Source organism: Rheinheimera sp. A13L, from assembly GCF_000217935.1.
Taxonomy (GTDB): domain Bacteria; phylum Pseudomonadota; class Gammaproteobacteria; order Enterobacterales; family Alteromonadaceae; genus Pararheinheimera.
The window spans coordinates 92,841-108,242 of record NZ_AFHI01000004.1; the positions used below are offsets into that span (position 1 = coordinate 92,841).

10 protein-coding genes are annotated in these 15,402 nt (G+C 44.5%); 6 read left to right on the top strand and 4 right to left on the bottom strand.

What is annotated here, in order from left to right; all coding sequences use genetic code 11:
• The first annotated feature begins 537 nt into the window (after positions 1-537).
• The 3 genes from RHEIN_RS21430 to RHEIN_RS03230 all read left to right on the top strand — a co-directional run bounded on the left by RHEIN_RS21430 (position 538) and on the right by RHEIN_RS03230 (position 4,544).
• A complete protein-coding gene (locus tag RHEIN_RS21430; protein WP_008897537.1) occupies positions 538-1,239 on the top strand; it encodes a CPBP family intramembrane glutamic endopeptidase in 702 nt (233 codons plus the stop codon).
• A gap of 206 nt (positions 1,240-1,445) precedes the next feature.
• Positions 1,446-2,399 (top strand): CPBP family intramembrane glutamic endopeptidase, encoded by a 954-nt coding sequence (locus RHEIN_RS03225; RefSeq protein ID WP_139056394.1) that lies wholly within the window; start codon positions 1,446-1,448, stop codon positions 2,397-2,399.
• Positions 2,400-2,417: 18 nt separating this feature from the next.
• Positions 2,418-4,544: a peptidase domain-containing ABC transporter gene (locus tag RHEIN_RS03230; protein WP_008897540.1), complete on the top strand. Its 2,127-nt coding sequence runs from the start codon at positions 2,418-2,420 to the stop codon at positions 4,542-4,544.
• A gap of 88 nt (positions 4,545-4,632) precedes the next feature.
• Here RHEIN_RS03230 and RHEIN_RS03235 read toward each other — a convergent pair whose 3' ends face one another.
• The 3 genes from RHEIN_RS03235 to RHEIN_RS03245 form a co-directional block, all read right to left on the bottom strand.
• On the bottom strand, positions 4,633-7,728 hold the full coding sequence (locus RHEIN_RS03235; RefSeq protein WP_008897541.1) for an efflux RND transporter permease subunit: 3,096 nt from the start codon (positions 7,726-7,728) through the stop codon (positions 4,633-4,635).
• Between the two features lie 55 nt (positions 7,729-7,783).
• A complete protein-coding gene (locus RHEIN_RS03240; RefSeq protein ID WP_008897542.1) occupies positions 7,784-8,902 on the bottom strand; it encodes an efflux RND transporter periplasmic adaptor subunit in 1,119 nt (372 codons plus the stop codon).
• A 474-nt stretch (positions 8,903-9,376) separates the two neighbouring features.
• Entirely contained in the window at positions 9,377-12,217 is a 2,841-nt protein-coding gene (locus tag RHEIN_RS03245) for a M16 family metallopeptidase (protein ID WP_008897543.1), read from the bottom strand.
• A 203-nt stretch (positions 12,218-12,420) separates the two neighbouring features.
• Here RHEIN_RS03245 and RHEIN_RS03250 point away from each other — a divergent pair, with 203 nt between their 5' ends.
• Genes RHEIN_RS03250 through RHEIN_RS03260 form a run of 3 tightly spaced genes read left to right on the top strand, consistent with a single transcriptional unit; the run spans position 12,421 to position 15,031 of the window.
• A complete protein-coding gene (locus tag RHEIN_RS03250; RefSeq protein WP_008897544.1) occupies positions 12,421-14,436 on the top strand; it encodes a YdbH domain-containing protein in 2,016 nt (671 codons plus the stop codon).
• Between the two features lie 2 nt (positions 14,437-14,438).
• A complete protein-coding gene (locus RHEIN_RS03255) occupies positions 14,439-14,678 on the top strand; it encodes a YnbE family lipoprotein (protein WP_008897545.1) in 240 nt (79 codons plus the stop codon).
• 11 nt (positions 14,679-14,689) lie between these two features.
• On the top strand, positions 14,690-15,031 hold the full coding sequence (locus RHEIN_RS03260) for a YdbL family protein (protein WP_008897546.1): 342 nt from the start codon (positions 14,690-14,692) through the stop codon (positions 15,029-15,031).
• On the opposite strand, the gene RHEIN_RS03265 is transcribed toward RHEIN_RS03260, so the two are convergent.
• Positions 15,032-15,328 (bottom strand): YciI-like protein, encoded by a 297-nt coding sequence (locus RHEIN_RS03265; RefSeq protein ID WP_008897547.1) that lies wholly within the window; start codon positions 15,326-15,328, stop codon positions 15,032-15,034. It abuts the gene before it with no gap.
• Positions 15,329-15,402 lie beyond the last annotated feature (74 nt).

The window sequence follows — 15,402 nt, forward strand, 5'->3', positions numbered from 1 at the left end:
CTGGCAGTGCAACAATTTCAGCTTTGAAAGCTGCAGTTTCTTATTATGATGTAACTGATGTTATATGTGATTTATATAGGCTTGGCATTGCTTCAATGAAAAGGAGGCTATTTAGTTTAGCTGGTTGTTTTTATTTTTTGATCTGGTAGACGTAAGGATGAATTTAATATGCAAGAAATAAGTATGGAAATGCTGAGTCACGTACAGTGTGCTGGCGCTAATACATAAAAAATCTTCAGGTGACTGAAATAATTATGGAACTGATAATAACTCTGACGGGACGAGTTATTGTTATGATAATTATATAACTATAGATTGTTGTTTTGGGAGCTTTGGGCCATTTAATTATAATTTTCCGGTGTGGGAATTTAACTATTCTGAATATATAAGGGATGTTGCATCCCAACCATTACCAAGTGCGGATGAACTAAGAGCTGCAGTAGATCGTGGCATGATGACTGGCGGTCCTTTGTAGGTATATACAGCATTATTACTGATTTTTTACTGTTCCAGTGATAATGCGATATCGGTGTTGATATGATAAATGAAAGAGTTTCCTATGAAATAGGATCAGGTATTACTGGTGTTGCATTGATTGTCATTGGTTATTTTTTTCTATTTGATGTTGTTTATAATTCTTTTTTGTTTTTTTATAAGTCAATATATCTGCATGAGTATGTTTCTTTAAGAGGGAGTGGCGATTTCGACTTTGTCTCAAGCCTTATAAAGTTGATCGTGACATTTATTCTGGTATTGTGCATTTGTATTTCCAACAGGAATCGCTGCGGACATATATTGGGGTTTGAAGTAGTATCATTTAAATGCTTTTCTTTATGTGTTGGTTGCGTGTTTTTGTATTTTTCACTATATGATTTTTTAAGGTGTCTATTCGGCGGTACTTCTATTTCAAGATTATTTGTAGATGATAGACTTCTGGAAAGTGACACTTATAAAATATTTCTAGCATTTTTTTTCGTTTGTTTGATAGTTCCCGCATGCGAGGAAATCTTTTTTAGAGGCTATCTGATACGCTACTTATTGGATAGGATGTTGAATAAACACTTTTGTGTTGTGTTTTCTTCTATGTTATTTACTGCGTTCCACTATAACTACTCGTCGCCTTTCCTTTTTGAAGTTTTTACAGTCTCAAGCATGATAGGTTATGCAGGAATAGTAAGTGGCTCTGTTTATCCATGTATGGTCATGCATGGCACGTACAATTCTGTATTTTTTCTTTGATATTAAATTTAGCTACGAGGTGACAATGAATAATTTTATAAGGTTTTTATTCTGTTTTATTTTTTTTCTTTCTGTCGCTTCTTACACGAAGCCATTAATTATCAAGGTTTTTATAAAATTGAATGCAGAACGCGCGCTCGTGGTCTGTGGCAAGTTTAATGTAAGCTACTGGGGGGTGGCCGGTTTTGGTTGCAAGGATAATTCACTTGTTAAAGACTAAATTTCTCTGCCCTCCAATGATTGCAGTGGTGCTGGTTGTGTTTTGTTTGTTTCGGGTGGAACCAGTTGCTCAGACAATTCAGCTTTTCTATTATTATATATATTCCGACCTGAATATAAATGTTGACTCTGCTCAGCAGGAAGCATTACTACTACAGATGAAAGTCGTTTTGTATCCACTAATAGCTCTGATTGGGCTGTTTTTCTTATATAGTCAGTATCAGAGTTACAGCACACTTTTTAGATTGAAAGACATGAATCAGCTTCGATTCGCTTCGTCGTCACGATTGACATCTTTAGCTTCAATAACAGCTTTTTTTATGTTGGTGGTCGCAGTCGCTTTGTTATGCTCTCAGAGTGTCGATAGTCATGATAGACAGTGGTTTGATTTCAGAGGCTGTGTAACTTTGTATTTCTTTGTTACTGTGATTTTTGGTGTCTTTTCTTTGTCAGGATTTAATGTTCACCAGTTCAGATTAAATACGGCTTTACGTTTTAATCCAAACGAGAAATGGTTGTATTGGCTGGTGTTGCTGCTAATAACCTACATCATACAGTTTGCCTTCTATTTAACACTCAGTATTGTTTCTCCCGTTACAATAGATGTGTACAGGGCAGAGACATCAGTCACAGTTGTAGATCATTTGATGATCTCATTGATTATGTCTGCGGTGTTAGCTCCTGTAGCAGAAGAGCTATTGTTTCGCGGCTATTTACAGACAAAACTAAAAAGTTTTTTACCTTATATATGGCCGCGAATTTTGATTGTGGCACTGCCCTTTACCTTGATGCATCTTCAGTACAGTTATGGCCTGATATTCGTTTTTGTATCTGCGCTGCTGTATGGCTGGGCGAGAGAAAAAGCAAACTCGGTGTATCCAGCAATTTTCCTGCATGCGGTAAGCAATACTATCGCTGTTTTAACAATTTATTTCCGATGACAGAGCTGAATAGAGCTGATGAACTATAAAAAATTATCGATCACTTACCAGTCCGAAGCGGCTGAGTGTGGTTTGGCCTGTATTGCTATGCTGGCTAACTTCCATGGACACAAGATAGATTTAACTTTGTTACGTAGTCGCTACAGCGTGTCATTAAAAGGAGCCAGCCTGCAGCAATTGGTGGTGTTGGCGAATCAACTGGGTCTTGCTGGCAGGGCTTTGCGGCTTGAACCAGAGGAGCTGCATAAACTACAAACCCCTTGTATTTTGCACTGGGAAATGAACCACTTTGTGGTTTTGAAACAGGTGCATCGCAATGGTATTACTATCCTTGATCCTGCTATGGGAGAGCGGCGTTTATCGATGAAAGATGTGGACAAAGCTTTTACCGGAGTGGCTTTGGAGCTGACTCCGACTGGTGAGTTCAAAACAGTTGATGAAAGAGTAAAACTAAGTCTGACGTCATTCTGGTCTAAGGTGCAGGGCCTTGCTCCTGCTTTGTTGAAGCTTTTTGTGCTGTCGTTGGTCTTGCAGCTTTTTGCTTTGGCCTCTCCTTATTACACCCAGTTGGTGGTGGACGACGTACTGGTTAGTCAGGATAAACCGCTGCTTGTGGTACTGGCCCTGGGTTTTGGTTTGATCATGTTGATACAAATCATTATTAAAGTGCTGCGAAGTTGGATAGCTCTGCACTTGGGCACCATGATGAATATGCAAATGGTGACTAACCTGTTCAGGCATTTATTACACTTGCCCGTCCCTTATTTTGAAAATAGACATATGGGGGATATCACCTCCCGTTTTGGAGCCTTGTCAGCAGTGCAGTCTTTGTTGACCAGTAGTTTAGTGGAAGGCTTACTTGATGGCATTATGGTGATAGCTGTATTTGCCATGATGTATTTGTATAGCCCACAGCTCAGTCTGGTCGTGGTCTGTGCTGTGGTTCTTTATGCTTTTTTCCGTTGGATGTTTTACTGGCCGATGCGTCAGTTAACTGAGCAGAGCATAGTTGCAGGCGCCAAAGAAGACAGCGTGTTTATGGAAAGTATCAGGGCTGTCCGTACTATTAAGTTGTTTGGTCAGCAGAGCCAGAGATTAAGTATCTGGCAAAACACTCATGTTGAAGCCATCAACTCTGGTTACCGTCTGGCGAAGTGGGGCATCAGTGCCAGCACTGTGAACCAGTTACTGTTTGGTATTGAAGGTATTCTGGTGATCTATCTGGCCGCTCATGCTGTGCTGGACGGCTCCATGACTGTAGGTATGCTCTTTGCTTTTATGGCATATAAAAGTCAGTTTACCGGCCGGATGTCTGCTTTGATCTCTTTAGTGGTGCAGATCAAAATGACTAAATTACATTTAGAGCGATTAGCAGATATTGCATTAACCGATAAAGAAGATGAAGGGACTGGAGTAGCTGCGAATGAACTCACTGGGCAGCTTAGTTTAAAAAACGTCAGCTTTAGGTACGCCAATACCGAACCTTTACTCTTTAACGAACTGGAGCTGGATGTTCAGGCTGGAGAGAATGTGGCTATTATTGGCCCCTCAGGCTGCGGTAAATCGAGCCTGTTAAAGTTGATGTTAGGCTTAATGCCTGCCGAAAGTGGCAAGGTTGAAGCTGATGGCGTTGATGTCCGACAGTCTGGTTTACGTTTTTATCGCAGTCAGATTGCAGCTGTGATGCAGGATGATCAGTTAATGTCTGGTACTTTGGCTGAAAACATCAGCTTTTTCGACAGTCAGGTGGATATGCAGCAGGTGATTGCATGCGCCAGGTTAGCCGGTATCGATCAGGATATATCCGCAATGCCTATGGGCTATAACAGTCTGATTGGCGACATGGGTAACAGTTTATCTGGCGGTCAAAAACAACGTCTGTTCTTAGCACGGGCTTTGTATCGTCAACCCAAAATTCTGTTTATGGATGAAGCCACCAGTCATTTGGATGTGCAGCTTGAACATCAGGTGAATCAGGCGATCAGCCAACTGAAAATTACCCGCATCATTATTGCTCACAGACCACAAACCATAGTGAAAGCTCAACGTATCTTGCGGCTGCATCACGGGCAGTTACAGGATGTCACTGAGTCCTTTAAATCAAAATATCAGCAGGACGAGTTTACAAACGAAGCTATTTTGTAGTTTGCCAACTCATTGAGCCAGTCTGTTACAGGCTGGTATCCATAAAAAAGGGCTAACCTGAGTTAGCCCTTCGTTCAACCCGCAGTGGTCAGGCTGGTTTCACCTGATGTTCTTCTTCATCATCTTCGAGCATGACTTTGTCATGGCTGTGATCTTTAGCAATCAGCATATAAACCGAAGGTAAAACGAAGAGAGTCATAAAGGTACCTATGGTCATGCCCAGTACCAGCACTATACCAATCGAATTTCTGGCCTCAGCGCCTGCACCTTCAGCGAATATCAGCGGCGTGTGGCCGGCAATAGTGGCGAAGCTGGTCATGACTACAGGGCGTAAACGCAGTACAGAAGCCTCACGAATGGCTTCCAGTTTGGTTCTGCCTTGCTCCTGCAGCTTGTTGGCAAATTCCACCACCAGAATACCGTTCCGCGCTATCAAACCCACCAATGTGACTAAACCCACCTGTGAATAGATATTGAGCGTACTGGTAAAAGCGTCAGTGAAAAATGGCATTGGCGCCGGGATCTTCAGGAAGGTAAAGACCAGAGCACCAAAGAGCGCCAGCGGCACTGAACCGAGCAGAATGACGATAGGATCGCGGAAGCTGTTGTATTGAGCGGCCAGCACCAGGAATATCATAGTCACAGCCAGCGTAAAGGCTGGCAGGAAGGTATTGCCTTCACGTTTTAACTGGCGCGATTCACCTGTGTAATCAATAGAATAACCACTTGGCAATAACTTCTTCGCTTCAGTTTCAAGGAAGGTTAATGTTTCATCCAGCGGCTTTATCGTCACACCGCTGATTTTCACTGCGTTTAACTGCTGCATACGATTAATGCTACGCGGCACTGTGCTGTGGCTCAGGCTGGCGATTTGATCGACTCTGATCATCTGACCTTCAGGGCCTTTGATATAGAGGTTAGTTAAATCATCAGGTGTTAAACGTTCCAGACGTTTTACTTGTGGTATCACTTTGTAGCTTTGGCCTGACATATTAAAGCGGTTGACGTAACCGCCACCCAATAAAGTGCCCAGATCCTGCACTACATCCCGCATATTCAAGCCTAAATCGGCCACTTTATCGCGGTCGATATTCAGCTGATACTCGGGCTGATCCACTTTCATATCAATCAATTGGAATGGAAACATACCGCTTTCACGCATCACTTGCTCAAGCTTCAGCGCATAGTCGTAAATTTCTTTTGAATCTGCAGTAGATGCAATCACAAATTCAACAGGGAAGCTACCACCGCCTGGCAGGGCAGCGGGGGTAATAGGTAATATCCGTACCCCTGAAATTTCCGCCAGTTTTTGTTGTACTTCAGGCAACATTTCAAACACAGTGCGTTCACGTTCAGCCCAGGGTTTGGTGACCATGCCACCAAAACCACCAGTCGGGAACGTGATTTGGAAGGTGAAGTCGGTTTCTGGCACAGACATAAAAGCTTCGTTGACGTATTTGCCGTAATAAGACGACTGATCAACAGTAGAGTTGGCTGGAGAGTCGACAATACCAAAAATAACGCCCTGATCTTCCATAGGAGCCAGCTCTTTGGGTGACATGCTGTACAAAGGTACACAGAGCAACATAATGCCAACCCAGAATACATAAACCCCTGTTCTGTTGTTTAAACTGCTTTCGAGTTTGCGGCTGTAAAAGCCCTGGAATTTATTGAAAATACCATCCAGTGGCGCTCTGTTGTTGGTATGAGGCTTTAACATGCGCGACGCCATCATGGGCGACAGCGTAATAGCCACTACTGCAGAAATAGTCACAGCACCCGCGAGGGTAATAGCAAATTCGCGGAATAAAGTACCTGTTAAACCGCCTTGTAAACCTATAGGCACATAAACCGAAATCAGCGTCACTGTCATCGCAATAATAGGGCCACCTAGTTCACGGGCTGCCACTAAAGCTGCTTTAAATGGTTTCAGACCATTTTGGATATGGCGTTCAATGTTTTCCACCATAACTATGGCATCATCGACCACCAGACCTACAGAAAGCACTATCGACAATAAGGTCAGCAGGTTTAAGGAAAAGCCAAAAACTTTCATAATAAACATGGCACCAATCAGCGACAGCGGAATAGCGATGATAGGAATCAGCACTGAGCGGCTGAAGCCTAAAAACAGGAAAATCACCACTACGATAATCAGCAGGGTTTCGGCCAGTGTTTTCACTACATCGTCTATGGCGGCTTCAATATATTTAGTGGCGTCATAAGAGACTTCGCCTGTTAAACCACCTGGCAGTTCAGCCCGGATTGCTTCCATCTCTTTGGTAACAGCTTTAATCACATCCAGCGAGTTGGCATTAGGCGCAACAAATACCCCCATAAAGACGGCGGTTTCACCAGAATAATTCACATCAACGTTGTAGTCGTCGGCCCCAAGTACAACGTCGGCAACATCAGATAAACGCACTATACCGTCGCTATTCTGACGTAAAATCATACGTTTAAATTCGTCCACACCTTTCATATCTGTGTTGGCGCGTAAATTCACCTGAGTGTAAGCGCCGCGGGTCTGGCCTATAGTAGCCTGCACATTGTTATCGGTAAGTGCTGCGCGTACATCCGAAGCTGTGATGCCTAAAGCCGCCATACGCTCTGGTTTTAACCAGACCCTCATCGCAAAAGTACGGCCACCTAAAATATCGGCTTTTTGTACACCGCTGATGGCAATTAAACGCGGCTGGACAGAGCGGCTTAAAAACTCTGTGATCTGGTTTTGCTCCAGAATATCCGAGCTGAAGCTTAAATAAGCTGCTGCAAACTCACTGTCTGCTGCTTCAATGGCAATAGCTGGTACTTCGGCTTCTGGCGGCAAATCACCACGCACCTGATTCACTTTAGCGCTGATTTCCGTCATGGCTTTGAGTGGATCATAGTTCAGGTGCAAGTGGGCTATAACAGTAGAAACACCCATGGTGCTTTGGGATTCGATGTAGTCGATGCCACCAGCTGAGGCGATAGCCCTTTCTATAGGCGTGGTAATAAAACCACGGACTAAATCAGCGTTGGCGCCTATATAAGCTGTGGTAATTTTTATCACAGCTATATCTGAACGTGGGTACTGTCGTACCGTCATATTGCTCATCGACTGGAAACCAGCCAGCAATATCAGCAGGCTGACCACTATGGCCAGCACAGGCTTTTTAATAAAAATATCGGTAAAGTTCATAATCTGCTCATTGTTAATGGCTGGTGATCAATGATTTAGGATGTGAGGCCACATATCAGGTATCAGCTGGTGTTGGTGCAGCTTTAAATTCTGGTGGCTGAGTTTTACTCAGTACCACAGACTGACCATTAAACAACTTAAATGCTCCTGCACTTACCACCTGATCGCCGGCTTTTAAGCCATCAATTATTTCAACAAAATCGCCTCGGGCTTTGCCTAAACGAATAAATTGCTGACGAGCTTTTAAGCCACCTTTGTCATCTTTTTCGACCACAAATACAGTGTCACCAAAAGGGGCGTAAATAATGGCTGTGCTTGGCACCACCAATAACTGATGAGGCTCGGTTAAGGTGACAGTGGCAGAGACGGCCATGCCTGGGATCAACACATCAGTGCTGTTGTCTAAAACTGACTGCACTATGACATTACGGGTACTGGTATTAATTTCAGCACCAATAGCACTGATTTCACCTTTGACTACCACAGCGCCTTCGCCTACAGACACTTCAACAGGTAAACCCTTGGTAATTTGCGACAGCCAGTTTTGTGGCACAGGGAAGTTTACCCGCACTTTATTGGTGGCCTGCAACGACACAATGGCTGTGCCAGTTTGTAAATCAGTGCCTAAATCCACCTGACGAATACCAATGCGGCCATCAAAAGGTGCACGAATCACTTTTTTCTGCAAAGTGGCTCTTAAGTTGTCCACTTGAGCAGAGGCGCTGTCGAGTTGTTGTTTGGCGTTGTCTAACTCACTTTGAGTAGCGATATTAGTGCGGCGTAACTGCACCAAACGGTCATAACTTGTTTTAGCTAACTTTAAACTGGCTTCAGCTGAGCGCAACTGAGCTTGCTCATTAGTGGCTTCCTGTTCAATCAGCACTGTACCTGCTGTGACTTGCTGACCATTGCTGAAACTGATTTTCTTTACCCGGCCCGGTACTTCGGCGGCAATCACAATACCTTCGTCGGCCAGCACAGTGCCTATGGCATTGTAGGTATTAGGCCAGCTTTGTTGTTCCACGCTAAAAGTACTGACGTATTCAGGTGGCGGCACAAAGGTTTCGCCAGATTCGATCATGGCTGCAATCTGGCCACCTTTGACCCCTGCAAGTACCATAAACACACAAAGCAGGCCCAGAACGGCAAATAAAATGGATTTAAATCTTTTCATAGCAGTGACCAGATTAAAAAGTTAATAAGGAGCCAAAAGGTTCAGCGTTCAGAGTACGTCTTTGCTGCACTTTCGGATTAGAACCATCTACAGGTTAATTTCAGATCCTTGTGTTGATCTAATGTATTACTCACACCTTTAGTCGGCAGGCTAGTTTGCCACGTTTTTTTTGAATTTGTGACGATTAGTCATAAATTAATAAAAATTTAAGAAAAATGAAGCTGTGGATCCCGGATTTTCTAGCCAGAAACTGCTTTTCCAGAGACTTTTAAGCTTTAATCAGCAGAAAAACTGCAGCCATAGTGTAGCGAGCAAAAATGCTTTCACCTATCAAATTATGGTAGAAAATTGTAACCAAATAGTGGGAATGTTAAGGCATTACAGCGGCAAAGGGCAGGGAATAAAATGGAATTATATGTCGAAACTTGCTCCTGATAAGACCGCCCCAAAGCGGCCTTATCAGGATAAGAGGTTTTACATGCTGATTTGTTGCACCGGATAACCCAGTGTTTCCAATTCAGTTGTTAAGCGTTTTGCATCTCCGACTACCAGTATGATCATCTCTTTGGTATCCAGGTGTTTGGCTGCCAAAGCATTCACTTGTTCTTTACTGATACTGGACACAATTTGATTACGTTCACGGACAAAATCCGGCGTTAAATTAAACTCCAGAATTTGCGCCATAAAACCTAACTTGGCATTAGGGGTTTCATATTTCAGTGCATCCGATTGATTGATGGCCAGGCGCATAAAGGCCAGTTCGTCATCTTTGATACCATTTTGCCTGAAAGTGTCAATTTCGTTGATAAACTGACGGATAGAATCGACAGTTGCATCAGCTCGTACTGCTGCAGAGGCGGTGTAAGTACCCGCGAACTTATCCGCAATAAAGCTGGCACGGGCACCATAAGTGTAGCCCTTGTCTTCACGCAGATTCAGGTTAATACGGCTGTTAAAAGTGCCACCTAAGACAAAATTCATTAAGCTTGCCTGATAAAACTCACCCGTGATGTCCTGTGTTAGTGAACGCTTACCAATACGGATTTCAGACTGAGGCGCATCGGGTTTATCCAACAGATAGATAGTGCCCGGCTGAGCTTTCATTTTACCGGTGTTAACCTGTATCGACGGGCCTTTACCTTGCCAGTCTGCCAACTGATTTTTCAGCTCTGTCGCTACAGTGTCCTGAGGCAGATCAGAAACTACAATCAACTGACCGCCAGCTGGTTTGAAGTAGGTTTGGTGCCAGTTCTTCACATCATCCAGCGTCAGCTTACTGACAGACTCCAGAGTTCCCTCGTTTGGCACTGCTGCAATACTGCCGTCGAACATCATTTTGTTGTACGCCGTTGCTGCAATGTAACCAGGGTTAGTGGCGCTGTGCTGAATACCTTGCAGGGTTTGTTGTTGCAGGCGACTGAAGTCTTCAGCTTTAAAACCCGGATTACGTAGTTTTTCTTCCAGTAATACTAAGGTTTTTGGCAGGTTTTTACTTAGGCTGGAAACAAAGACATCAATGTAGCTGTCACCACTGCTGATGCTGATGCTGCTACCCAGTTTTTCCAGCTCAAGGCTCATTTGCTCTGTGCTGTAATTTTGCGTGCTTTCATTCAAGAGTGCTGCCAGTAAAGCTGATACACCTGCTTTATCTGCGGTTTCGTAGTAACTGCCGACAGGAATTTTCAGCAACAAAGAGGTGGTTGGGGTTTCTGTACTTTGGCTGCCCAGCACTTGAATGCCGTTCCCCAGATCTGTAGTCCAGGTAGCAGGTAATTCAACAGCTGGATTCACGCCTGCAACCGGCTGTTTGCTGCGGTCAAAATTGTCTGTCGCTTTACGCACCTGCAGATCTTCTGCTTTAGTGGTTGAAGGGCCACCAAAATCATGTTGCACCGGCTTAAAATTATCCGCTCTGGCAATCAGCTGGGTTTGACCTCTTGGCACGACGCTCATCACCACAGAGTGCTGATTTTTGATGTAAGTGTTGTACACCCGCATCACATCGTCTTTGGTGACAGCGTTATAACGGGCTATATCGTCGCCAATAGTGTCAGGTTTACCTAAAAAGGTTTCGCTGGCGGCCAGTTGACTCACTTTACCGGCAACACTTTGCAAGCCAAAAATACTGCCAGCTTCAATTTTTGCTTTTACTTTTAACAGGTCGTCGTCTGTGACACCCCGTTGTTCAAATTCAGTCAGACTGGCGCGGATAATTTGTTCTATATCGGCCAGGTTTTTACCTGAAGCTGGATTTGGCAAGGCATATAACGAAAAGTCACAAGCCAGTTCACGGCAAGGGTGGGTTACTGCAGCTTGCACAGCCACCTGGTTTTTCACCAGGTTTTTATACAGCAGTGAGTTATTACCGCCACCTAAAATTTCCGACAAAATATCCAAAGCCGCTTCGTCTTTATGGTTGGCGTAAGCGGTCGGATAAGTGATATACAGCAGCGGTAAATGGACATTGTCTTCCATTGAGATATAACGGGTTTCTGGCAGTTTTACCGCAACTTTGGCCGCGGCTGTGACTTCAGGGCCACGCGGAATAGAGCCAAAATACTTTTGTACTAAAGGTAAGATTTCTTCGGCTTTAACAGCGCCACCAATAGTTAAAGTCGCGTTGTTTGGGCCATACCAACGTAGGAAAAAGGCTTTTACGTCATTGACGTTGGCGCGGTTTAAATCGTCCATGTAGCCTATTACAGGCCAGGAATAAGGGTGACCATCCGGATACAAAGCCTGAGCCACGCGTTCACCTAAGCGGCCATAAGGCTGATTATCTATACGCTGGCCTCGTTCGTTTTTCACTGTCTCGCGTTGTACTTCAAACTTCTTCTCTGTGACGGCGTCCAGCAAAAAACCCATGCGATCAGCCTCTAGCCAGAGCATTTTTTCTACCTGATTGACAGGCACAGTTTCAAAATAATTGGTGCGGTCGGAGTTAGTAGTACCGTTTAATGTACCACCTGCTTCTGTGATGATCCGGAAGTGTTCCTCATCACCGACGTTTTCAGAACCCTGAAACATCATATGCTCAAAAAAGTGCGCAAAACCAGATTTACCTAACTCTTCGCGGGCTGAACCTACATGATAAGTCACGTCTACATGCACCAGTGGATCTGAATGATCTTCATGAACTATTAAAGTTAAACCATTATCCAGCTGATACTTTTTATACGGAATATGAATGCCTTGCTGGGGTTCAGATTGTTCGATTAATTTGACGCCAGCAGGTAAGTTGGTTTGGATCTGACTGCCACAGGCAGTTAAGGTAATAGCAAAAGCTATGGCAAAGGCCAGTTTAGATTTTTTCATTGGTCCCTCCTTTAAAATGGCACGATTAAAACACGTTTACTGCAAGGTAAAAAGCTACAACTATGTAACAAAACGATACAATGCCATGGAGACAGGCTCAAAAGTACTGGTTAGTGTCTGACTTTAGCGCCAGACTAGCAAATTGAATTCACTGACGATTCAGCCTAAGGGCTTAAAGTTTAAGTAAGCAAAAAGGGGATGATGTGGCAAAGGCTGGTTCTGGCGTAAAAAAATCAAGATCCTGGTTAAAGTGGAACCTGCTGCTGTTGCTGCTGGCAGGCATTGTGTTTGCTTTTATCCAGTTGCAGTACTGGTGGAACCAACTGAACCCCAAGTGGCAAGGACTTGATTTATCATGGGGACAAGTGCGTCTTGCCCAAGTTTCCGTACAACTGCCATTTTATGGCAAGCAGCAGCTGCAACTGGAACAACTGGAACTGGGCTGGACTGGCTGGCCATGGCCTTTAGAGCTGGTGCGGGCTCAATCTTTAAAAGCTCAACTGGATTTGCAACTGGCAACAGCTGCTGAAACACAATCCGAATCAGCACCTGAAACAGAGGTTGTTACTCTGCCCACTTTGCCACTGTGGTTACCTGGAGTTTTAGCTTTTGAACAGATTGAAGTTTCATTACCTTGTGCCCGTTTAAACAGCAAGCTGAGCAACAGTGCTGCAAATGCTGACTGTTTGCTGATAGGGTCTTTAACCTACAGCGAGCCTAGCCAGCAGATACAGCTGCAATTGGCCAATCAACAAGCTGTGTCGATTGAGGGGCTGGGTGATATAAAGCTGGCCCTGAAAGCTTTGGTCCAGCCAACAGCGGAACAACTAGAAATTCCAGAGTTTGAACTGAGTCTTGCAAGCAGCCAGTTGAATTGGCAACAACATCAGTTCTCTGAGCTGGATTTAAAGTTAAGCGGACGAGCTGTCTGGCAAAACAATCAGCTGCAATTTGAAGCGACTAAGCCCCTGCAGCTTAGATCCGGTTATCAGCATCCTGATCTGAAGATACAACAACTGCTGCTGAATGCTAAGACTTTGCAGCTGAAGATAGACCCGGCGCAGCTGGCAGATACTCAACTACAAACTGAACTGAAACTTGATGTAAAACAGCTGCAGCATGCGATGCTAAAAACGCTGGATTGGAACTGGGCTGGAAAAGCCTTGTATCAACAGCAGCAAGCAAAGGTGGATGGTCGGCTGGCGAACAGTCAGTCCTTGTCACTTGAGCATAAAGTGCAACTGGCTGGTCAGAAAATCAGTCTGAGCTGGACTTTGCCTGAACTGTTTTTTCTGGCTGGTAATCCATTACAAATTGGCCCATTTTGGCCTGAACTTTTGACATTGCAAAAGGGCAAGCTGTCAGGCAAAGGCCAGCTGGAGTTTGATCTGGCCAGCATGGCTTTGACAAAACAACAGACCGATCTATTGTTGAGCGATTTAAGTGGCATTTACGACAGAACTGTATTCACTGCGTTGAGCACAAATTTAAAGTTGTTCAGCCAGGGTGCGGCCTGGACTGTTCAGACTGATGATTTAAAGCTGCAGCAGGTCAATCATGGTCTGGTATTTGGGCCTTTAGAGCTTAAGGCTGTATACATAACCAAAGCGCCAGACTGGTTAACAGGCCAGTTGGATCTGAAGCAACTGCAACTGGCTTTGTTTGGTGGTCAGGTGAGGGCTTCGCAGCAGAAGATTGATTTAAGTAAAGATGCTAAAGTCTTGCTGCAACTGGATAAATTACAGTTAGCCGAACTGTTAAAACAGCATCCAAGCGCCGATATGACAGGGCAAGGAACTATATCCGGTACTTTGCCTCTGAGCATAGAGCAAGGCAAACTGACGGTAGCTCAGGGCTCGGTGGCCGCTCTGGAACCAGGTGGCCGGATCTCCTATCAGTCTGATAAAGCCATTGCTATGGCACAGTCGAATCAGGGCATGAAAATTGTGGTGCAGGCGCTGCAGAATTTTCATTTTACTGTGTTGTCGGCCGGAGTGAGTTATAGCAAAGAAGGCCAGTTATTACTGGCGCTTAAACTGGAAGGCAATAACCCGGATTTTGAAAAAGGCCGGGCTGTGAACTTGAACATTAATTTAGAAGAAAATTTACCGGCCATGATCACCAGCTTGCAGTTAAGTGGTCAGGTCAGCGAGTTAGTAAAAAAACGGGTTCAACAGCGTCTGGCAGCTCAAAAAGCCAAAGACGCCCGCAAGGAGTAAGAATGAAAAATTGGCAGGATAGACAATTTTCACAGCCGAAGGCTGCCCTTAAGGGGGCGGCACATGGCTTAAGCCTATGTTTGGCACTGCTGCTAAGTGCAGCCTGTACCCCCACAGTACAGGTTGCTATGCCAAGTGAGCCTATTAATATCAATCTGAATGTCAAAATTCAGCATGAAATTTTGATTAAAGTGGACAAAGAACTGGACGAATTGATCAGTGATTCCAGTGGTTTATTTTAAGGAGAGCCAAAATGAAAACTGTACATAAATTACTGCTATCAAGTGTGTTTGCCATCAGTTTGCCTTTGCTGGCGATGGATTTGCAGCAAGCCATGTCGGCTCTTGGTCCTGCTAAAACTCAGGGTCTGGTCGGCGAGCAACCAAATGGCTATTTAGGTGTGGTCAGCCCCTCTGCTCAGGCCAAAGAAATTGCAGACTTGATCAACCAGGCCCGTAAAGCCGAGTATCAGAAACTGGCGGCTAAAAATGGCATTCAACTGTCTGATGTTGAAGCGATCGCGGGTAAAAAAGCCATTGAAAAAACCGAAGCCGGTCAGTTTATTCAGCTGAACGGCCAGTGGCTGAAAAAATAATTAGCGAACTGGTGTTGCGGCTTGTTCGCCCACTACCGTATGCCATGGTGTTATACGGTAGCTGCTGACTAAACCGTTGATCACATAGGGATCGGATTCGGCAAAGGCTTGAACCTGCGCCGGATCTGCTACGTTAAACAACAGCAAGGCGCTCTCGATAGGCTCTCCTACAGCTCCACCTAAGACCAACTCACCCCGCTCTGCGGCCAACCAGGCCAGTTGCAAATGTTCGGCCCGAAACAACACACGTTTTTCCAGATAATCTGCTGATGTTTGATACTGCAATAAATAATGCATTTTTACTCCTGCGTTTGTTTATGTCCGCTGTCCGCTTGGTTTTTGCGGACACTTTTTCTGTCCGCGGACAGTTT